17 protein-coding genes are annotated in these 23,178 nt (G+C 26.0%); 7 read left to right on the top strand and 10 right to left on the bottom strand.

Translation table 11 applies throughout. From position 1 onward, the window contains the following. Positions 1–669 (bottom strand): transposase (locus MBBAR_RS08025; RefSeq protein WP_158082562.1); only part of this gene is annotated, 669 nt, incomplete at its 3' end. Between the two features lie 448 nt (positions 670–1,117). Between MBBAR_RS08025 and MBBAR_RS08020 the strand changes: the two genes are divergently transcribed. Further along, entirely contained in the window at positions 1,118–3,097 is a 1,980-nt protein-coding gene (locus MBBAR_RS08020) for a MutS-related protein (protein ID WP_080460810.1), read from the top strand. A gap of 81 nt (positions 3,098–3,178) precedes the next feature. Next, positions 3,179–3,769 carry a dTMP kinase gene (gene tmk / locus MBBAR_RS08015; RefSeq protein WP_080460799.1) on the top strand — a complete coding sequence of 197 codons (591 nt, stop codon included), beginning with the start codon at positions 3,179–3,181 and terminating at the stop codon, positions 3,767–3,769. Positions 3,770–3,908: 139 nt separating this feature from the next. Here the strand turns inward: tmk and MBBAR_RS08010 are convergent, their stop codons facing one another. The 5 genes from MBBAR_RS08010 to MBBAR_RS07990 all read right to left on the bottom strand — a co-directional run bounded on the left by MBBAR_RS08010 (position 3,909) and on the right by MBBAR_RS07990 (position 8,442). After that, complete coding sequence (locus tag MBBAR_RS08010) at positions 3,909–4,127, bottom strand: hypothetical protein (RefSeq protein ID WP_080460774.1); 219 nt, start codon at positions 4,125–4,127, stop codon at positions 3,909–3,911. Between the two features lie 225 nt (positions 4,128–4,352). Next, positions 4,353–5,315, bottom strand: coding sequence for a tyrosine--tRNA ligase (locus tag MBBAR_RS08005; RefSeq protein ID WP_080460773.1), 963 nt, complete (start codon positions 5,313–5,315; stop codon positions 4,353–4,355). A gap of 287 nt (positions 5,316–5,602) precedes the next feature. Further along, positions 5,603–6,664: a 60S ribosomal export protein NMD3 gene (locus tag MBBAR_RS08000; protein WP_080460770.1), complete on the bottom strand. Its 1,062-nt coding sequence runs from the start codon at positions 6,662–6,664 to the stop codon at positions 5,603–5,605. Between the two features lie 537 nt (positions 6,665–7,201). Next, a complete protein-coding gene (locus tag MBBAR_RS07995; protein ID WP_042701925.1) occupies positions 7,202–7,609 on the bottom strand; it encodes a translation initiation factor IF-2 subunit beta in 408 nt (135 codons plus the stop codon). Positions 7,610–8,019: 410 nt separating this feature from the next. After that, complete coding sequence (locus tag MBBAR_RS07990) at positions 8,020–8,442, bottom strand: hypothetical protein (protein WP_080460768.1); 423 nt, start codon at positions 8,440–8,442, stop codon at positions 8,020–8,022. Positions 8,443–8,763: 321 nt separating this feature from the next. Between MBBAR_RS07990 and mcm the strand changes: the two genes are divergently transcribed. Then, a complete protein-coding gene (gene mcm, locus MBBAR_RS07985) occupies positions 8,764–10,764 on the top strand; it encodes a minichromosome maintenance protein MCM (RefSeq protein WP_080460766.1) in 2,001 nt (666 codons plus the stop codon). A 182-nt stretch (positions 10,765–10,946) separates the two neighbouring features. Here mcm and MBBAR_RS07980 read toward each other — a convergent pair whose 3' ends face one another. Together MBBAR_RS07980 and MBBAR_RS07975 are read right to left on the bottom strand one after the other, a co-directional pair. Continuing rightward, a complete protein-coding gene (locus MBBAR_RS07980; RefSeq protein WP_080460813.1) occupies positions 10,947–11,555 on the bottom strand; it encodes an RlmE family RNA methyltransferase in 609 nt (202 codons plus the stop codon). Positions 11,556–11,568: 13 nt separating this feature from the next. After that, the gene (locus MBBAR_RS07975; RefSeq protein ID WP_080460765.1) at positions 11,569–12,090 is read right to left on the bottom strand and encodes a metallophosphoesterase; all 522 of its coding nucleotides are present in this window, start codon (positions 12,088–12,090) and stop codon (positions 11,569–11,571) included. 502 nt (positions 12,091–12,592) lie between these two features. Between MBBAR_RS07975 and MBBAR_RS07970 the strand changes: the two genes are divergently transcribed. The 3 genes from MBBAR_RS07970 (at position 12,593) to MBBAR_RS07960 (ending at position 15,916) form a co-directional block, all read left to right on the top strand. Next, on the top strand, positions 12,593–13,432 hold the full coding sequence (locus MBBAR_RS07970; RefSeq protein ID WP_080460764.1) for a formate/nitrite transporter family protein: 840 nt from the start codon (positions 12,593–12,595) through the stop codon (positions 13,430–13,432). Positions 13,433–13,935: 503 nt separating this feature from the next. Next, positions 13,936–15,027 (top strand): formate--phosphoribosylaminoimidazolecarboxamide ligase, encoded by a 1,092-nt coding sequence (locus MBBAR_RS07965; RefSeq protein WP_080460763.1) that lies wholly within the window; start codon positions 13,936–13,938, stop codon positions 15,025–15,027. A gap of 469 nt (positions 15,028–15,496) precedes the next feature. After that, the gene (locus MBBAR_RS07960) at positions 15,497–15,916 is read left to right on the top strand and encodes a hypothetical protein (RefSeq protein ID WP_080460762.1); all 420 of its coding nucleotides are present in this window, start codon (positions 15,497–15,499) and stop codon (positions 15,914–15,916) included. 207 nt (positions 15,917–16,123) lie between these two features. Here the strand turns inward: MBBAR_RS07960 and MBBAR_RS07955 are convergent, their stop codons facing one another. After that, positions 16,124–16,474, bottom strand: a complete 351-nt coding sequence (locus MBBAR_RS07955) for a DUF5518 domain-containing protein (protein WP_080460761.1) — start codon at positions 16,472–16,474, stop codon at positions 16,124–16,126. Positions 16,475–16,917: 443 nt separating this feature from the next. Further along, a complete protein-coding gene (locus MBBAR_RS07950; RefSeq protein ID WP_080460760.1) occupies positions 16,918–17,892 on the bottom strand; it encodes a diaminopimelate dehydrogenase in 975 nt (324 codons plus the stop codon). 821 nt (positions 17,893–18,713) lie between these two features. Between MBBAR_RS07950 and MBBAR_RS07945 the strand changes: the two genes are divergently transcribed. Beyond that, entirely contained in the window at positions 18,714–22,892 is a 4,179-nt protein-coding gene (locus MBBAR_RS07945; RefSeq protein WP_080460759.1) for a beta strand repeat-containing protein, read from the top strand. Positions 22,893–23,178 lie beyond the last annotated feature (286 nt).

The raw sequence follows: 23,178 nt of genomic DNA, 5'->3' as shown, positions 1-23,178 counted from the left end.
ATTAAAACTTATATATCCTTTATCTGCTATTATAATGTCTTTGTTTCTTATTATTCTTCTTTTTCTTAGTTTTTCCATTATTTCAGGGAATAATTCAGAGTCATGCTTAGATCCTTTATGTATTAACATGGTCAATGGTTGTCCAGTGTGATAATCAAGTGCTAAAGTTAATTTAAACCCTATATAAAACCCTTTTGAAGCTGATTTGGCCCAATAAAGCCCTTTTTTCTCGAGAAATTTTTTAGTGTAATTTTGCTTGTTCCAGTTCATATCAACCTGTATATCGGTTCCATCAATTAAAACTGTGCGTTTTCCTCTTTTAATTGGTTTAAATTCCTTATTTAATGTTTTAATCACGAATTCAAGTATTTTCTTTTGATTAAATCTTGCCAAAAATTCATATATTTGATTTGATTCTGGAACTTGATTAAATCCTAAAGACTTTCTCAACTCATGGCTTCTTTTAAGCTCACTAACAACGTATGAAATATCTGATGCGAAAAACATACTCATTAAAACTATTTTAAAATTAACAACACCTTTTTTAACAGGTTTAATTCCATTTCGAGTGAATTCCTGATGAATTTTCCTAGAATCGATAATTTTAAATATATTCAACAACAATATCCATTTAGGGTCTTTTTCATCATAAATAATTGGTATTTTCATTTTTATCATCAATAAAACTTTGTTAATACCAATATTTATATTTATCGATTTAAAAGACCCTAAAAAATAAAATAAAACTCATAAAAAATGTACTTTTAAAAACAAAAAATAATCCAACATAAAAATAATGAAAATAAGGCTAATGAAGCCCTCAATTCTAGAAAAAAATCTAGCACCCTAATAATATTATTGTTTATATTGAAATTTCATAAATATATTAAATTTTTATAAATATATTAAAGTTTTATAAAATATTACTTTTCAAATGCTATAGGTTAAACTTAATTATATAAATTTATCAAAGTATAAAAAGATTTAATCAATTATATTTTTTATAATTTTAATATTCTATAACATTTTGCAGTATTTAATGTTATTTTATATTATTTTATAATTTTTATAATTTTTATAGTTCTTAATTATTTTAAAAGGATTTATGGGGATTTAAATGAGTGAAAACGATCATAAAAACAGTCATAAAAGTAGCTGTAAAAACAGTTGTAAAAATGGAGTTCAAAAAGCGGATTTACATAATGTCAATGGTGTTGGGGATAAATTAGTTGAAAAAATATATAAATCAGTTGGAGGAGAGGATGAATTACAGAAAATTGTAAAAAATCTTGATTTGGAAAGTTTAATAAATATTGAAGGTATAAGTCAAAGAAAGGCAATTGAAATAATGAATCAATTACTTGGAAATCCCACACAAGAATTTTTAAAAAGTGAACGTGCAGTTCAATTGTATGAAGAAATAATTCAAAAAATCATATCTTATTCTAACACTAAATATTCAGAAAATAGAATTCTCTTATTATCTCCTTCTAAAGATAAATCTTTAATTGAAAATAATGTTGATTTTGCAATGAATGCAAAAGAAAAAGTTTCAAAATTGCCTATTATAAAACTTAGAGGATTAATGAAGAATTTGGATATTCCAAAAGAAGTTCGACCAGATTATGATCCGAGTAAAGCTATTCTTGTGGAAAGTGATGAGGATAATGATTATTTAATGGATTTAGGGTTTAATCAGTATTATCCTATAATTAATGCTTCTTCATCATCTATGCTTGAAGAAGAAATTCGTAGCTATGAACTAATATTTTATGTATATAGTGAAGGTTTTATTGAAGTTAGTGAAATGAACAATTCGATTATGATTAGTAAAGAAGCTCCTGAACATGAAATTGTTCCAGAACTAATTCTTGATTATTTTAATAAAAATATAGATCTTTTTAATAGGGTAAGTGAAATTAGAAAAATTCTCAATGAAAAGACAATTCTTGAAGATATAAGTCCTATTTTGGATGAAGTTAACTCTCTTAAAAAAAGAGATGTTGATATTGATAAAGTTGTGAATTCTGTTAAAGTTATACTGGATGAAGAACTTAGACTTTCAATTAAAGAAATTGATCTTGAGGGTGATGAGGTATTAGATCTTTTAAATAATGCGATGCCTCCTAAAATTGAGAAAATATTTGATGATATTATAACTAAAGGTAAACAAAATATTAAAACAGAAACTGGCATTGATTTTGATCCTTTTTTAAGACAATATCCTCTTGAGCTTGATGAAAATGAGTTAGAAAGGATAAAACTTATGCAAAATTCAGAAAAAGAAAATGACTTGTTTGATAAAAAAATTACTGCAGCTAATTATTTAGCTAGTATAAAGATCCAAGCAATAGAGGAAGTCAAGGAAACTTTAGAATTTGATTATGAGTTTACATTGGGCAGTTTTGCTTATGAGTATGATTTGATGCCCGCTACATTAGGGAATGATTTTAAACTTGAAGAAGCTTTACATTTAGAGCTAGGTCTTGAAAATGGAGACTATATTCAAAGAATCGATTATAATTTAGGAGATAATGATAATGTAGCTCTTCTTACAGGAGCTAATAGTGGTGGAAAAACTACTTTACTTGAAACTATCGCTCAAATTTCTATTATGGCTCAAATGGGCCTTCCAGTATGTGCAAAAAATGCAGAAGTTAAATTGCTTGATGAAATTTATCATTTTTCAAAAAAGAGATCTTTAGATGCAGGTGCATTTGAATCATTTTTAAATGTTTTCATGCCAATTGTAACTACTGATAGTGAAAAATTAGTTCTTCTTGATGAACTTGAGGGAATAACTGAATTAGAAGCTGCGGTTAAAATTATTTCAAGTTTTATAGAGATGATTAAAGATTCTAACTCTTATGCGATAATAGTAACTCATATGGCTAAGGAATTGATGACTTATGCAGATGTTAGAGTTGATGGTATAGAAGCTAAAGGACTTGATGAAAGTTATAATCTGATAGTCGATAGAACTCCTAAAATGAATTGTTTAGCTAGAAGTACTCCTGAATTTATTTTAAAAAGAATTTATGAAAATTCAGAAGGTAAAATGAAAGAAGTTTATGGTGAAATTCTTAAAAAGTTCTAATCATTTTTGATTCTATAATTAAATATAGAATTATAATCAAATATATAAATATATATAAACTTAAAGACATAATCTATCTTTATGTATATAGTTTTAGAAGGTATTGATGGAGCTGGAAAAACTACTCAAATTAATGCTCTTAAAAAATGGTTAGAAGATTCTGGAATTGAAGTAGAAGCAATTGTTGAGCCTACAGATTCTGCTATTGGGAAATTAATTAGAGAAATGCTAAGGGAACCAAATGCTACAAAAGAAAATATTCAAAAAACTCTTGGTTTGTTGTTTGCAGCTGATCGTATCTTATTAATGGATAAGATAGCTAATGAAGAATATTGTAATAAAGTTATAATTAGTGATAGGTCTTTTTATTCAAGTTTAGCATATCAAGAACCATCAAATTGGATTTCTGAAATAAATAAATATGCAAAAGAGCCAGATCTAGTTCTTCTCTTAGATATAGATGTTGAGTTAGCTATTGAGAGATGTTCTGGTGAAGATGAATTTGAAAAAAAATCTTTTTTATCTAATGTTAAAAATAAATATTTAGATTTAGCTAATGATAATGACAATTTCAAAATTATAAATGCAAATAATGGTCCTAATAAAGTTCAATCAGATATTAAAAAGTCAGTTGCTCCTTTTCTTGGAATTTGTATTAGTGGAATTGACTAAATCTTTAAAACTATTATATTTATCATTATTAAAATTTATATATGACTTTATTAAAATATAATCAGATATATTTGATATTATTATAATAATTTTAAGTAATAAGATTAAAGGACTTATTAGGAATTATTTTACTTCATTATTATTTTTCAGTTTCATTATCCTCTTTTTTATTAGATAATTCATTTAATCTTTTATTAATTGATTCTACAATAAAGTCTTTTGCATTTTCTAGTTCATCAGCTGTTCCAACTAATACAGGTCCATAATCGGTGTGTTTTAGTTTTACTTCGAATTTTTCAACTGTATGTGCAAGTACTTGTTCTCCAACACCATTTGGTAATTTCATTTCATAATCCATAATAATCCCTTATGTATTTTTATAAGTTAATAATTTTATTTTTTTAAATATATTTTTATTTTTAATATAATTTTATTTTTAATATAATCTTATTTTTAATATATTTTTATTTTTTTCATGAATTTATATTTATTATAATATTATTATAAAATTTTATAAAATAAGATTTTTAAAAGACTTTCTAATCTAAAAAATTTTTTTCTATTAAAATAATTAAAGAAAACTTCAATTATTTTCCATGTATTCCCGAACACTAGCTAAATAACTTATTAAGAATGAACTAACAGCATTTTTTAAATCCATAGGATGAAGTTCACCAGCAGTATATATATCAACTAATTCTTTTTCTGTCAAGTTCAAATTTCCACCAAATTTTTCAGGTCTTTCAATAAGTATTTTTTCCTGGCTTGTAAAAATAAAGTGTGTAGCTAGTTCGATGATTGGGTTTCCTTCGATTTCTTTTATTGGACAAAAGCTTTTATTTATTTTTTTCCTTATTTCTGATTCACTATCATCAATAGCTATGAAATTACCTTTACTACTTGACATTTTTTCATCACCATCTAAACCATGAAGAAGAGGTGTGTGTATACATACTGGAGGAGCTTTATTTATTTTTGGAAGGTTCTCTCTAGCTAACATTTGTATCTTTCTTTGTTCCATTCCACCTAATGCAACATCAACATCTAAAGCAACCATATCAGCTACTTGCATTAATGGATACATAGCATCTGCAACTTTTGGATTTTCACTATTTCTACTTACTTTATCCATACTTCTTTTTGCTCTTACTAATGTTGTAAGGGTAGCTAAATTATAAATCTTATCAGTATATTCTGGTTTTGTTTGGAAACTTGAACCTAAAACAAATTCAGTATCTTCACTTAATCCCAATGCTTTAAAACACTTTTCATTATACTTAGCTGTTTTTTCTATTTCTTCAATAGTACCTTTTCCATTTAAGTATGCATGGTAGTCTGCTAAAAGGATTTTTATTTTAAACCCTAATTCTTGCAATTGTTTTAATTTTATTACAGTAATAGCATGGCCTAAATGAATTTTTCCAGAAGGTTCATAACCAGTATATGCAATTGGACTATTTTTCTCAAGTTTTTCTTTTAACTCTTCAAGATTAATTATTTCTAGTGTTCCTTTTTTTATTAGGTCTATTTTTTCATCGATATCCATTTAATCACTTGTTAAGTTTGATTATTTTTAATTTTGTATAAATTTAAATTTAAAGTTAAATTATTTTCAGAGTATTGTTTATAATTATTTATTTTTATAACTACATTTTTATCTATTTTTATCTATACTATTTTTATATATTATTTTTAATCTATAATTATAATTGTATAAATTATTATTATAATTTTATAAAATAATAATTAATTAAATAAGTATTATATTAAAAATAAGATATATACATATCATTATATTATATATGTATATTTGTATTTATTGTATAACTAATATTATTTTTCAGTTTGGAGAAGATACAACTGATTTTCAATTTTTATAATCTTTACTTCATCTCCAATATTAACTTCATTAAAATATTCATTAATTATAGGGATATCCACTACTGTATAATCATCTGGATCTAAAATTTGCATGTTTAAAGGGGATTTTGATATTAATGTAGTTGTTTGAATACTTTTTTCTTCTTTAATATACTCAATATTTTCATATTCTTTCCATTGTAAAGGTATTTTCTCAAATGTATCTAAATCTTGAATAAGAATTCTTTTACCATCAATATTTATAATTTCCCAATATTTATCATTATATTTTATGAAATCTCCTTTTTTAAATTTAGGAAGACGAATTAAAATCCATATTCTATATAAACCTTTTCCTGTTGATTTATCTTGACTAATAAGTCTTGGAGACTCATTTATTATTCCTCCAAACTCTTCTTTTATGGCATCAGCTATTTTCTTTCCAGATTTATAGGAACCAATGTAATAATCATATCCTTCTTTTAATTTTGTTTTTTGAACTAAATATGCTAATTTGTCTTTATAAAATCTATTATTTAAAGTTTTATCAATGATTTTATCAGCTTTATCCATTTCGTATTGTGTTAATTCACGGTTATCAGCTCTAAATTGAACAACTGATTCATAATATCCTGATTGTTGCTTACTACAATTGGGACAAACATTTCTTAATAATCTCACTTCACTTTCAAAGGATTGTTTTATAGTTTCTCCAAATATTTCAGCTTCAGCTTCAATGTAACATTCAGCTATTGTTCCTCTCATTTGTATAATTTCAAGTTCAATTTCTAATTTGTCCTGACTTATATGAGGATCTACATTGATTGATCTTTCTAAAGCTCTGTAAATTATCTCTTCTTCTGGAATTTCTGATTCTTTCCATTTGCCTTCTTCAAATTTTGCATTACAATGAGCGCAAACAACAACTTCAATGTTTTCAGGAATTTCTAATATTGAAATTTTTTTTAAAAAACAGTTTTGACATATTCCTTCAATTATTGGACTTTTTGTATTACCACATTCAGGACAAAACATACTAAAACCTTTTAATAAATAGTATAAATATTTATTAATATATATTATTTATATTATTACATAATTACATATTTATTTATATATTTATTAATAAATATTCATTATTAGGTTCAACATAATTATCTACATATAATTAGTGTACATATAATTATTTTTAATATAATTACTATAATATTATATTATAATTATTTTATTAGAATTATTATATCAGAATTATTTTATTAGAATTATCTTATTTTATATAAATTATCATATTATAATTACATATTATAGTTATAATATTATAATTATTTCCTTTTATAATTATTTTATATTATAATATTTTTAATTATGATTATAAATTAGCCATGTTAATCAAATTAATCTATAATCTGAATAATAAACTTAAATTAAGGAAAAATTAGAATTAGATATAAAGTATAAATTATTATGTAAATTATGTAAAATATAAATATTATAATATAAAATTAATAAATAATAAAATATAGTTAATTTTATCTATATTGTTATTATTCAGCTATATTATTATTTTTATCCTTATAATGTTTTTAATGGAGCTTTAGCACCGCAAGCTGCACATTTAAGAATAAATATTCTATCTTCTCTTATAATTTTTGTATCTGGCCTATTACATTCATGGCACATTACAAATCTTTCAATATATTCGTCTATTCTTTCATTTATTAAGAAATGTGTGAATTTACCTTGTAATATAGCTCTTCCACCTTCTAAATTTCCAGCTGTACCTAATTCTCTAAGTAAAAACTTCAACAAATGTTGTGGGTCTCTATTTAAAGCTTCAGCAATATCTTTAAAATTTTGAATGAAAGTTCTATTTCCTTGTATAACAGAATATGCTTTTGGAACACTAAATCTTTTTGTTTCAAAAACTTCTGGCGGGAGCTGATCTATAGCTCTATTTAATAAATCTTCATATTTTTCCATGATACCTTCTCTCTTTATATTTAGTAATTATAAATTATTTAGAATTGTATTACAATATGATTGCATTAAATCTATACAATTTTATTGAATTTATATAATTATTTATAATAATTAAATATAATTGTATTAATAATAATCCAATTAAATATAATTCAATGCAATATTTTAATGTAAATTATAATAAAAATTAATTATTGGGTTGATAAATAAAAATAATAATTATTCAATTTAAATATTGTTTATAATTGTTATAATTATATTTTTTATTTTTTATATAATTTTTCATAATCCATTATAAATATTAATAATGACGTAACTAATTTTTTTAACTAACAATAATTTAACTAACTTTTTACTAATCTACTTTTTTACTAATTCTATTTTAAACTTAAAAAATTAATTTTGAAAATTTATAGATTATTATAAGCCTGATTAGCTATTGTCATTTTTTCTTTAGCTATTTTTATCCTAGCATCTACATCATTTGAAGACTTTCCAGCCTTTAATGCACTTTCAACATCGCTAATGGCAGAATTTGCTCTTATTAGTTCTAACTCTGCATCTATATATGCTTGTTCTTTTGTATTGTCAGATCCTGCAAATATCACTTGTTTTGTTGAATTGAATTTTGATTCTAATTCAGTATAATTTGCTTTTAAACTAGCTAGTTCTTCATATTGTGAACCAGATGAAACTCCAGAGGTAATTTCTGAAGATATTATGCTAAAACCAATATATGCTGCAATAATAATAGTAGAAACTATCATTAAAACTCCTAACACAGAGATTAACATTGAAGTTGATTTAAACAAATTTAATCGTGATTTTTTCATTGCTATTGCCTCAAACTTGATGTAAAATATAATATTGTTAAATTAAAAAATATTGTTAAATTAAAAAATATAATTTTGCTTAAATTTTTATTAAAAACTAGTTTACATATTTCTTCATCTTTGTTATGAATAAATATGTCTATATTTTTATAGTTATTTATAGTATTATTATATAATTTGTTCACTTCATATATTAAATAACTTTTGGTATTAATATGCTTTTGAAATATTATTATCATTATTAGATATTCTATTAATAATAAAAATTTAAAACAATAAAAAACTGAATATTTATTTAAGATAAAAATCAATTTAATTATAATGAGTTCAACTGATAAATCAAAAACTTCAATTACTAAATTTGAAGAATTTTTTTCTACAAAATATAAAGATGATGTTTTTAAAGTTTTAGAGAAGTATCCTGATAATAGATCTTTAATAGTCGATTATATCGATTTAGAGATGTTTGATCCAGATTTAGCCGATCTTTTAATAGAAAAGCCTGATGATGTTCTACTTGCTTCAGCTAAAGCTGTAAAAAACATCGATCCATTAATGAAAGACGCTGATTTAAACATTAGATTAGAAAATCTAACTAATTTAATTCAGCTTAAACATTTGTTAAGTAAATATATTGGTAAATTTGTTTCTGTTGAAGGCATAGTTCGTAAAACTGATGAAATTCGTCCAAGAATTGAGACAGGTGTTTTTGAATGCAGAGGGTGTATGAGGCTTCATGAAGTTGAACAAGCTAATACTAACACAATTGTTGAGCCTTCACTTTGTACTGAATGTGGGGGAAGGTCATTTAGACTTTTACAAGAAGAATCAAAATATATAGATACTCAAACAGCTAGAGTTCAGGAGCCATTAGAGAATCTTTCTGGAGGAACTGAACCTAAACAAATTTTAATTATTCTTGAAGATGATTTGGTGGATGTTTTAAATCCTGGTGATAAAGTTATTATTACTGGAACTCTTAAAACTTTTAGAGAAGAGAGAAGTGGCAAATTTAAAAATTATATTTATGCTAACTTTATTAAACCTCAAGAAGAAGAATTTGAAGAGCTTGAAATTAGTGAAGAAGATGAAGAAAAAATCATTGAACTTTCGAAAGATTCGAATATCCATGAAAAAATAATTAAGTCTACAGCTCCTTCTATTAAGGGTTATAGGCAAGTTAAAGAAGCTATTGCTCTTCAATTATTTGGTGGTGCAGCTAAAGAGCTTGAAGATAAAACAAGATTAAGGGGGGATATTCATATTTTAATTGTTGGAGATCCGGGTATAGGTAAGTCTCAAATGTTAAAATATGTTTCAAAGCTTGCACCAAGAAGTATTTATACAAGTGGTAAGGGTACAACAGGTGCGGGTTTAACTGCTGCAGCTGTAAGAGATGAATTAGGTGGATGGTCTCTTGAAGCTGGGGCTCTTGTTTTAGGAGATAAAGGAAATGTTTGTGTTGATGAACTTGATAAAATGAGGTCAGAAGATAGATCTGCACTTCACGAGGCTCTTGAACAGCAAACAATAAGTATAGCTAAGGCAGGTATAATGGCAACTTTAAACTCAAGATGTTCTGTTCTTGCAGCAGCTAATCCTAAATTTGGAAGGTTTGATAGGTATAAATCACTTGCTGAACAAATTGATTTGCCATCTCCTATTCTTTCAAGGTTTGATTTAACATTTGTTGTTGAAGATAAGCCAAATGTTGAAAATGATAGGGAATTAGCTCAACACATTCTTAAAATACATCAAGAAGATTCTGTTTATTATGAAATCGAGCCTGAACTTCTTAGAAAGTATATAGCTTATGCTAGAAAGAATATTAAACCAAAACTCACCGATGAATCTAATAAAGTTCTTGAAGACTTTTATGTTAATATGAGAAGTGGTGCTATAGATGAAGATGCTCCAGTTCCAATAACAGCTAGACAATTAGAGGCTATTATTCGTTTAGCAGAAGCAAGTGCAAAAATTAAGCTTAAAGATTTTGTTGAAGAAGAAGATGCTAAAAGAGCTATTGCATTACAAATGGCTTGTTTAAAAGAAGTGGGTTATGATCCTGAAACTGGTAAAATTGATGTTGATATGGTTGAAGGTAGAACTCCTAAATCAGAAAGAGATAAACTTCAAAGAGTTGTTGATGAGATTAAGGAACTTCAAGAAGAATATGGTGATCAGGCCCCAATTAATGTTTTAACATCAAATCTTGTTGATCAGTATGGTCTAAGTGAAGAAAAAGTAGAAGAATTTATAAAACAGCTAAAACATAAGGGAGTAATTTTTGAACCAAGTAATGGATATCTTAAGATAGTTTAATAATATTTGTCTTTTATTTTATTTTTCCATTTTTTATTTTTCCATTGCTTAATTAGTTTGTTATACTTATTTTTTTATATTGACTATTTTATTTTGATTATTTTCATTTTGATTACTTTTATTTTAATTATTTTTATTTTAATTATTTTAATTATTTAATTATTTTAATTACTTGTATTTCATCACTGTTTATATTTTAATCCAATTACATACATTTCAGAACTTTTTTTCCGTGAAGAAGAAGGTTTGGTTGTTTTTAAGACTTTAAACTTTTTTCGAAGCTCTTCAATTAGATTTTTGAATTCTTCACCTTGGAATACTTTGATAAGTATATTTCCATTTTTTTCAAGGATATTATCTGCTATACCAATAACTGAATTAGCTAAATCAATCGAACGGAGGTGGTCTACATCTTTTATACCACTAAGTGAGGGTGATGCATCTGAAATTATTACATCTGCTTTTCCATCCATAATATCAATCATTTTTTCTTGAACTTCTTTTTTTGTGAAGTCTCCTCTTATAAAATGAAAATTTTTTTCAGGAAATGGTTTAATTTTTTGTAAATCTACACCTAATACTATACCCTCTTCACCTACTTTTTCAAGAGCTACTTGTGACCAACCACCTGGTGTTGCACCTAAATCTAAAACAGCACTGCCTTTTTTAATTATTTTATATTTTTTATCTAATTGTAATAATTTAAAAGATGCACGAGATCTATAATCTTCTCCTTTGGCTCTTTTATAGTATGGGTCCTTCTTTTTTTCTACTTGCCATTTACTTCCCATTTTATCGTTCCTTTTATTTTTTTTCAAAATTTAGTGCAGAGCAAACTGGCTTTCCAATTTTTTTTATTTCCACATCAATTTCTGCATTTTCAATTTTCATTAGCATTACTGTTGGATCAGTTAGTCTTGGTGCAGTTGGACTCCCTGGATTTAAAAGTAGTATTTCATCAATTCTTTCTATAGATGCTTGATGTGTGTGTCCACTTATTAATACATCCACATCTAATTCTTTAGCTATGTAATATAATTGCTGTGTATCTCCTTTTGGATAAACTTCTCCATGTTTAACTCCAATCTGAATTCCTTCAATGTTCTTTTTTATGCTTTTAGGGAGCTCTAAGTTGTTATATCTATCCATATTTCCTTGAACTGCCAACACTGGAGCAATTTTTTCTAATTCTTTTTTCACTCTAATTGAAGTTAAGTCTCCTGCGTGTATTATAAGATCCACATTTTTAAATGCTTCTAATACTGTTATAGGAATTTTATCTGCTCTGTCTGGAATATGGGTGTCTGAGATCAATCCAATTATCATATTATCTTTTAAATTTATTTTTTTATAGATTGTTTATTAGGTTGTATAAATTATATTTATTAAGTATTTTTATTTTTTATAACTATTTTTAACTATTTTTATACCTAATTTTTTTTATAGATATATTTATACAAATTTTTTATAAATACAAATTTTTCATAATTTATTTTTTTATAATTTATTTTTAGTTTTATTATTTATATTATTTTGAATAATATTTATAAATTTGGTTTATCAAGATTTAGTTTGGTTTATTAAGATTTAGTTTATTATATTCTTTATTTATAATTTTAAAGTATGTTTAATCAATTATTTAATCATTATAATGAATTATATTTTATAATAAAAAATATTGTTATAAAATATTGTTATATTCTTTTATATTCTATGTTTTAAGTTGAATATTAAATAATTATTTATGATAGTATGTTTAAAGATAAAGTAGATTAAATAATAGTATATTAAATTACTTTATAGATTATTTCATCTAAAGGAGGATATTATGAGTTCATCTTTCAAAAGTCCTGTTGACACTGCTAAAGTTATTGAAGGTATTGCAGAGCTAAAAGAGAAATCTCCATTAAGTAATGTTATTATTTTAAGTTTTCTTGCTGGTGCTTACATTGCTTTTGGAGGTATGTTGGCAGAAATTGTTACTGGGGGTATGTCAGCAGCTGGATTTCCACCAGGATTGATAAAACTATTTTTTGGAGCTGTATTTCCAGTTGGCTTAATGTTTGTTATTATAGCAGGTTCTGAACTTTTCACAGGTAATGTTATGTATATGACTGTTGGAGTATTATCAGGAAAGTCTACCTTTTCTGGCTTAACTAAAAATTGGATTATTAGTTGGGTTTTTAATTTTATAGGTGCTATTTTTGTAGCTTATGTTTTTGGATATCTGACAGGTATTTTAACAGCAGAACCTTATATGACGAATGCATTAACAATTGCTCAAACTAAATCATTAGGTGGGGTAGAATTTATTGCTTCGGGAAAAGCTATAGTGTCTATAACTTGGGATCAAGCATTTTTAAGAGGTATTGCTTGTAATTGGCTAGTTTGTTTAGCTGTTTACTTAGCTCTTGCTTCTGATGATATTATAGGAAAAATTTTTGGCATTTGGTTTCCTATAATGGCATTTGCAGCTCTTGGGTTTGAACATAGTGTTGCAAATATGTTTTTCATTCCTATTGGTATTATCTTGGGTAAAGTTACTTGGTATCAATTTATAGTTAATAATCTGGTTCCAGTTACGATTGGTAATATAATTGGTGGGGCTATTTTTGTTGGTGTTTTATACTGGTATGTTTATCTTCGAGATAATAAATTAAAAGCATAGAATAATCTTATTATTTATGCTTTATTTCATTTTTTAAATTTCATTTTTTTATTATTATTACTATTTTTTGGTTTTTAATTAATTAATCATTAAATATTAAATATTTTTTATTACTTTTTAATTATTTTTTTAGTTTTTTGCTAATCTTTTTGATTTTCGATAATCTTTTTTTAATGGCTCTTTTTGTTATTTCATTGATTTAACATATTATATATGTCTTATTACTCGAGTAATATTCGCTAGTTTTACTTTACTTCTATGATGCTATCTATCTCTCTATTTGTAATATTCTCAAGTTCTTATCGATACTCTTATAAACTATAAAATTCTAATAGAATACTAGAATTATCATTATTAATAATTATATATGGTTGGTTTTAAACCTCCCTAAAATAATATTATTGTGATTTTATTTATTTGAGATTGTATCAATAGTATAGATAGATTGGTATATAATATCATTTTTGAATTGAATATGCATTTGGTTATAAGGAGAAAAAATCATGGGAAAAATAGAAAAACAAGAAATTTTAGATATCTTAGACAAGTACGATAAAGAAAATATAACAATTGCAACATTAGGAAGTCATACTTCTCTCCATATCTTGAATGGAGCTAAAGAAGAAGGTTTTAGAACTGCGATTGTTTGTGAAAAAGGACGTGATATACCTTACAGACGATTTGATGTAGCTGATGAATATATTATAGTTGATAAATTTAAAGATATTGTAAATGAAGATGTTCAACAAAAATTGAGAGATATGAACTCTATTGTTGTTCCTCATGGATCTTTTGTTGCATATGCAGGTCTTGATAGGGTTGAAGATGATTTTAATGTACCTATGTTTGGAAATAGGGATATTTTAAGGTGGGAAGCTGAAAGAAATTTAGAAAGACAACTTTTAGTGGAAAATGATATAAGAATACCTTATAAATATAATAGTCCAAGTGATATTGATAGAACTGTTATGGTCAAATTCCCTGGAGCACGTGGTGGACGAGGATATTTTGTAGCTTCTTCTCCTGAAGAATTCGATAAAAAAATAGAAAACATGAAATCAAGAAATTGGCTTGATGAAGAAGATGTGGAAAATGCTCACATTGAAGAATATGTAACTGGGTGTAATTATTGTATTCACTACTTCTATTCAGCTCTTAAAGATGAAGTTGAACTTATGGGTATTGATAGTCGTTATGAGTCAAGTATTGATGGTTTAGTTAGGATGCCAGCTAAAGATCAGCTTGATGTTAGTCTTGATCCTTCTTATGTTATAACTGGTAATCATCCAGTAGTTATGAGAGAGTCTCTCCTTCCACAAGTATTTGAAATCGGAGATAAATTAGTGAAAGCTGCTTCAAAATTAGTATCTCCTGGAATGAATGGTCCTTTTTGTATGCAAACTCTTGTTAATGATGATTTAGAAGTAATTGTATTTGAGATTAGTGCAAGAACTGATGGGGGAACTAACACATTTATGAATGGGTCTTCTTATAGCTATCTTAATTATGGTGAACCAATGAGTATGGGTAGAAGAGTAGCTCGCGAAATTAAAACCGCTATTAAAGAAGGCGGAATTGAAAAAATAATTACTTAAACTAAAATTACTTAAAAATAAACAATTAGAGATATTTATAAAATATCTTAGTATCCTTAATCCAATTTTTAATAATAGTATTTTTAAAATATTTAATATTTTTAATTCATTTTTTTTTATTGTGTTTACATTTTTTTTTATTTTAATAATGTTTACTTATTTCCAATTTTTATATTATTCTTATATTATTCTTAAAATTTATTTATAATCTGAATATATTTGACTTTTTTAACCTTTAATATAGTTCTTTTATTATTATTAATTTTTTAAGACTTAGATTATTATTTTAGATTATTATTTCTATTTTAAATACTTAAAATTAAATAGAAATTATTATAATAAATAAATATTAAATTAATATTTATTAAATCAGTATTTATTAAATCATTATTTAATAATAATTATTTAATATGAATAAGCTAATTAAATGATAATTAAATTTGACTATTAATTATGTGTGGGTGAGTAAATGGAACTTGAAGATGTATATAGGAATATAAGTTTTAAATCTTTTCTTATTGGAGCAGCATTGTTTGCGTTTATAGTTGTTTTATCTGTAGAATATGAATTAGATCCATTATTAATCTTTTCATCAGCAGGGCTTTTGTATATTGGCTATGGCTCTCAAAATAGAATTCAGGCAATAGTTTTAGGGGCATTAGGTACTTTACCTTTGTTTATAGCAACTGTCTTTTTTCAACGCCTTGGCCCTATTACTGGAGAAAATATTACTTTTTTAATATTAATCTCTTTTTTAGTTATAGGTGCTTTTTGTGGTTTCACTGGCTTTTATTTTAGTGAAAGCAGAAAAAAAGCTATTGAGGAAAAAGTAAAAAAAGAATCAATTGGAAAAGGTAGAAAAAAGAAAAATAAAAAGAATGAAAAATAAAAATGAATAAAAAGAGAAAATAAATAAAAAAAAGAAAAATGAATACTTTGTTAATTTTTATTATATTTTTATTATAATTTTCATTATATTAATTAATATTTTTTATTATTTATATTACTCTTATTAAACTATATTAATTTTTTATTTTTATATTTGAGTTTCGTTTTTATCTCATTTTTCATATTCTTTAGCTATTTTTTGTTTGCTCTATCCATCTCCTGCAACTGATCCACCGATAGCTCCAGTTATTCCCATTAATATTGCATAGTAGATTAAATTTACTATAACAGCTATTAATCCTGCAAATCCAAAAACTACAAAACCAGCTAATCCTCCAAATAAACCTATTATTGTAAATAATATTGCAGCAATAATAGTTCCTAATGATCCTGCTACTGCAGCATTAACCATTCCTCCGAAAGTTCCTTCTTTAGCAATGTATCCTACAATAAAACCAATAATTAAAAGTCCAATTGTTTCTAATCCCCAACCTAAAGCTAAAGATTTTACTATGACTGCTAATATAAACCCTATTATTACAGCGCCCCATTTTACCATGTAATCACCTATTTTTTGTTAATTGTATTTTCATAATGTTTTTAAATAAAATCATTATTTTTATTTATAACATTATTACTTGTTTTAATATATGTTAATAATATTAAATATAATTTTTGATTTGTATAATAATTTATAAAAAATAGTAAAGTAAGTATATGATAAGATAAACCTATAGTAAAATAATAATATAATATTCATATAATAAAATAGATATAAATTAAAATAAGTATATAAAATTAAAATAAGTATTGGAATAAAGAGTATTAGAATAAATTAATATTAGTAAAATAGATTAGTATAGTAAAATAGATTATATTAAAAGTATGTGCAATAGGTATATTATTAGTATATATATTATTACTAGGTATATTATTACTAGATATATTATTATTTAAACATATAATTTATAAGTTTTCTATTTACACATACTTAATAAAAATTTATAATATTTCTTTTCTTAATTCACTAGGGGATTTTGGTGAAAGCATTCCTAATGGAACATCAAAAACAGTTATACAACCATCTTCACCATTACTGTGCATTTTTTTCACAGCTCTTGCATAAGCTACAAGAACACTAGCTGTAAATTCAGGATTACTTTCAAGTTCTAAGACAAATTCTATTCTTTGTTTAGACCCTGTTTCGGACTGTCCAGTTCTTAGAACATATCCTCCATGTGGCATACCATTATGATTGTTTTCTAACTCTTCTTTAGTTATGAAATTTACTTCTGTATCATATTCATCAAAATAATTAGGCATTGTTTTTATTTCATTTTCAATTCTTTCTAAATCTTCTCCTTCTTTAGCAACTACATAACATACTCTAAGATGCTTTTCTCTTGTAGTAAACTCTGGATTTTTCCCTGATCTAACTTTCTCCAAAGCTTTTTCTATTGGAACTGTGTATTGTTTTCCATCTAAAACACCATCAATTCTTCTTATTGCATCAGAATGGCCTTGACTTACTCCTTCTCCCCAAAAAGTGTATGTATTTCCAACTGGAAGTATGGACTCTCCAAGTATTCTTTGCATTGAGAATAAACCTGGATCCCAACCACTAGATATTAAATTTAATGTTCCTTTTTCTTTTCCTACTTTATCAACATTATCATAGTGTATAGGGATATTTGCATGAGTATCAAAGCTATCTACAGTATTGAACATTTTAGCTATCTCTGGGGTTTGCTCAGGTAAATCTGTAGCTGAACCTCCACACAATATCATTACATCAATTTTGTCTTTATAATCTGCAATATCTTTAATATTTCTCATTAATGGATTGTTTAAGCTATCTGGATCTCTTCTTGTAAATATAGCTATAAGTTCCATATCTTCATTTTGATTAATTGATAGTTCAACACCTTTTCCTAAATTACCATAACCAACAATTCCAATTTTAATCTTCTGGCTCATTTTTTCTCTCCTTTTTTCAATGATCATAATCTAAAATTTGATTTTTATATTTTAGTATATTTATACTTTTTTCAATTAATCTTGATATAAAATATAAATTTACATTTTTTTATAGATTTATTGATTTTCAATATAAAAATAATAACATTTGAATAAAAAAGTGAATATATGTATAGCTTTTATAATATAAAATTAATATTAGTTTTAGTATTATTATTAATTATAAATATATTATAAATATTAATTATAAAAATATGAATTTATAATATTCCAAAATTATAAAAATTATTATGAAGTTATGATATTTCAAAATTATAAAAATTATAAAAATTGGCTTTGTAGAAATCCTTATTTTTTACACTTGAAATTTTTAATTTGTGAAATTAAATTGTTAAAATAATTCTTTAATTTCAAAATAAAAGATTTTTAATCATAATCTTTTTTATAATTATATTGATATTAAAAGGATTTCTACAAAGCCTATTTTTTTATTTTTATATTTCTTATTTTTATTTTATTTTTTTTTAATTATTTTTAATATTCCTTTAATTTTAATTTAAAGCTGGGGGGGGGATAGCTATTGTTTTTTTCTTTTTGCTGTGTTTATTCGTTCATATGGGTTCTTATTGTTTTGTTTATTATTTTTTAGTTTTTAATTTTTTTATTCTTTTAATGACGTTTGGGTTGTTTTTTGTTTTTGGGTAGGAAGTTTTTTATAGTAGTTTTTTTATATTATATTATTGTAGTGTAGTGAGTGTTCTCATTGTGCTAGTATTTTTTTATATTACTGATTGATTGGATCAGGAGGTGAAAAAACGAAAATGTTTACAATAAATAGACTTTTTAAGCCAATTATTTTTGTTATGTGTGTTTTATTTATCTTTTTAGCTTTATCTAGTGCTAGTGCAGCTAATCATAATTTTACTACAGTTAATACTACTGAACAGTTTCAAAGTGTTATTAATAATGATAATGATAATGATTTGGTGATTAGTTTTGATGATGGTGATTATTTTGATTGGGGTCAGCTTAATATTAGTCGTAATGCTACTATTGTTGGTAAAAGTCGTGGTGGTGCTAAATTCACAACATCTAGTGGTACTTTGTTTAATATTAATGCTACTAATGTAAAGATTATTAATTTAACTATTAGTGGTTATGCTACAGCTATAAAATCTAATTGTAGTGATTTGACTGTTAGTGATAATAATATTACTACTTCTGGTGTTAGTATTAATTTAAGTAGTAGTGGTAGTGCTAATCCTATAACAGGTGTTGTTATTAAGGATAATATTATTAAATCCAGTATATCTGCTGATTATCGTGGTGCTGTTTCTTTTTTCGGTAAATCTGATGATAAGACTGTTTTTGATGTTTTATTTAGTGGTAATAATATAACTGGTGGTTCTTCTGGTGTATACTTAGGTAATGGTAGCTCTAGTGGTCCTGTTTCGTCTGCTAATTTGGTTTTTGAAAACAACAACATCACAGGAACATCCGGCCCTGGTGTTGATCTGTATGCATACAGCAGCAACAACACCAATATAACCTTTGCCAACAACAACATCACAGGAACATACGATGGTGTTGTTCTGTCTGTATCCAGCAGCAACAACGCCAATATAACCTTTGCCAACAACAACATCACAGGAACATACAGCATGGGTATGGGTCTTGCTATGCCTGCAGAAAGCAGCAACAACATCAGTATAACCTTTGCCAACAACAACATCACAGGAACATACGATGGTGTTGTTCTGTATGCATCCGGCAGCAACAACACCAATATAACCTTTGCCAACAACAACATCACAGGAAAATCCGCCTCTGCTGTTTATCTGCGTGCATCCAGCGGCAAAAACACCAATATAACCTTTGCCAACAACAACATCACAGGAATATACGATGGTGTTTCTCTGGATACATACAGCAACAACGCCAATATAACCTTTGCCAACAACAACATCACAGGAACATCAGGTGGTGTTTATGTTTCTTTGTATGAGGGTAATATTAAGAGTGTTAATTTCTTGAATAATACTATTAATGCTAATAATGGTGATGGTTTTTATTTCTATACTAGGATTGGTGTTACTAATGTGACTGATTTTATTATTCGTGGTAATACTATTTTTGCTACTAATGCTGGTTTGAATTTTACTGGTTTAAGTGTTGGTTCATTGGTTAATGTTACTGTTGAGTATAATCGTATATTGGCAAGTTTTGGTGTTAATATTACTGGTCATAATGATAATAGTAGTTTTGATCGTAATTGGTGGGGTGTTAATGATATTACTGGTATGATTTTGGGTGTTGATACTCTTAATCATTTTATTTTGAATATTACTAATACTTCTGGTTTGGATGGTGTTCATTTTGGTGATAATGTTAGTTTTATGTTGTTAGTTTTGAATACTACGCTTAGTAATGATGGTGTTGAATTTTTACCTGATTTTGTTGTTAATGGAACTTTTAATGGTGCTGATTTTAATAGTAGTCGTGTTGATGGTTTTGTTTATAATGCAACAGCTACAGCTGGTGTTCAAACTTTAGCTGCTACTTTAGATAATGTAGATGATACTGTAGCTTTTAATGCCCAATTAACTACTAATTCTAGTATAATTGTTAGTAATGATCCAGTGAGTATTGGCAATAATGTTACTATTTCTGGTCAGTTGGATAATTTTACTGGTATAGCTGGTGTTAATGTTACTGTTGATGGTAATCTTTATACAGATGTTTCTGTTAATGGTACTGGTGGTTGGAATTTTAATTATACAACTAATCGTACTGGAACTATAACTTTTAGTGTTAATTATGCTGGTAATGAGAATTATACTGCTTTTACTAATAGTACTAGTTTTGAAGTGTTGAGGAATAGTACTAATTCTAGTATTATTGTATCTAGTGTTCAAATTGGTACTAATGCTAATATTACTGGTGAGCTTGTTGGTTATGTTGGTAATGGCTCTGATTCTTTGACTGTTAGTGTTGATGGTAATGTTTATAATAATGTTACTATTAATTCTACTGGTGGTTGGAGTCTTAATTACACAACTAATCGCACAGGAAACATAACTGTTAGTGTTAATTATGTTGGTAATGATAATTATACTGGTTTTACTAATGCAAGTAGTTTTACTGTGAATTTGAATGATACTAATTCTAGTATTGTTGTTAATCCTGAAACTGTAAATATTGGCAACAATGTTACTATTTCTGGTCAGCTTGAGGGTTATGTTGGTAATGGTTCTGATTCTTTGACTGTTAGTGTTGATGGTAATGTTTATAATGATGTTATTATTAATTCTACGGGTGTTTGGAGTCTTAATTACACAACTAATCGTACTGGAAACATAAATGTTAGTGTTACTTATGTTGGTAATGAGAATTATACTGGTTTTACTAATGCAAGTAGTTTTACTGTGAATTTGAATGATACTAATTCTAGTATTGTTGTTAATCCAGATTCAGTGAATATTGGCAACAATGTTACTATTTCTGGTGAGCTTGTTGGTTATGTTGGTAATGGCTCTGATTCTTTGACTGTTAGTGTTGATGGTAATGTTTATAATAATGTTATTATTAATTCTACTGGTGGTTGGAGTCTTAATTACACAACTAACCGCACAGGAAACATAACTGTTAATGTTACTTATGCTGGTAATGATAATTATACTAGTTTTACTAATAGTACTAGTTTTGAAGTGTTGAGGAATAGTACTAATTCTAGTATTATTGTAGCTAGTGTTCAAATTGGTACTAATGCTATTATTTCTGGTGAGCTTGTTGGTTATGTTGGTAATGGCTCTGATTCTTTGACTGTTAGTGTTGATGGTAATGTTTATGATAATATTATTATTAATTCTACTGGTGGTTGGAGTCTTAATTACACAACTAATCGCACAGGAAACATAATTGTTAATGTTAATTATGTTGGTAATGAGAATTATACTAGTTTCACTAATGTGACTAGCTTTTTAGTGGCTAAGAATGGTGTTAATTCTTCTATTAATATTCCTAGTAATATTAAGGTTGAAGATTCTATAATAATTGATGGTGTTTTAGCTGATGAAAATGGTAATCCAATAGCTAATACTACTATTACTGTTATTATTGATGGTGAAAACTTTAATGTAACAACTGCTGAAAATGGTAGTTGGAATATTAATTACACTCCAACTCATGCAGGTGACTTTAATATTAATGTTACTTGGGAAGGTAATGAAAATTACACTAGTTTTACCAATAATACTAACTTCAATGTTAATAAGTTAGCTACATATTCTAGTATTGACCTTTCAGCTGACTTTAGAGTAGGGAAAACTACTGTTATAAGTGGTGTTCTTCTCGATGAGGAAGATAATACAATAGCTGATAGTGAATTAGAAATTACTATTGATGGTAAAAAACATTTAGTGAAAACCAATTTCAATGGTTACTGGTATTTAACTTATAAACCCAAAAGCATTGGAAAAATTACAGTTGTACTTAATTTCAATGGTGATGCTAAATATTTAGGTTTTACTAACAGCACTAGTTTTGATGTTAAAAAAGGTGAAAGCTTTGTTAATGTTACTGTTAATGAAAATAAGGATGGTTCTGTTGATTTGATTGTTAAAGTAGTTGATGAAGATGGTGATACCATACCAGATTATAAAGTTGACGTTGAATTAGATGGTAAATACATAGGATCTGTGATAACAGACTCTGATGGAGTTGGAATATTCCATATACCCAATTCTAAACTTAAAACTGGTAAACATAAGATTACAGCTTTATCAGATAATGAAAATTACTTTAGTAATCTAACATTTGCTGAATTTGAAACCAAAAACAACAATAACACCAACAACACTAATAATACTAATGGCAATGACAATAAAACAACTGATAATCCAGTAGCAATAGCTACTATGAAAAAAACAGGAATACCAATAATAGCTATTATACTAGTATTGATAAGTATATTTGGAATCAGCTTAAGAAGAAAACAATAATTAAACATTTTTTTTTAGGAGGGCTTATTTATTTTTTCCTCCATATTTATATTTTATTATTTATATTTTAATTTTTATTATTATTTTTATATTTATTTTTGACTTGTTAGAAATCCTTTTTTTTTTATGCTTATTTGTGCTTGATCTTTTTTTAAACAGATTTTTAGCATTAATTATAATGTATAAATAATGAAATTTATATGTTTATTTTCATTTAAGTCAGTGATGCATTGATTTTTAAATTTTTTAATATAATTTTTCAGGCTTTTCAAAGTTAACATCCGAA

Origin of the sequence: Methanobrevibacter arboriphilus JCM 13429 = DSM 1125, assembly GCF_002072215.1 — an archaeon.
GTDB classification, from domain to species: domain Archaea; phylum Methanobacteriota; class Methanobacteria; order Methanobacteriales; family Methanobacteriaceae; genus Methanobinarius; species Methanobinarius arboriphilicus.
The sequence above is the reverse complement of the archived record's forward strand: the minus strand, read 5'-3'. Positions and strand labels throughout refer to the sequence as shown.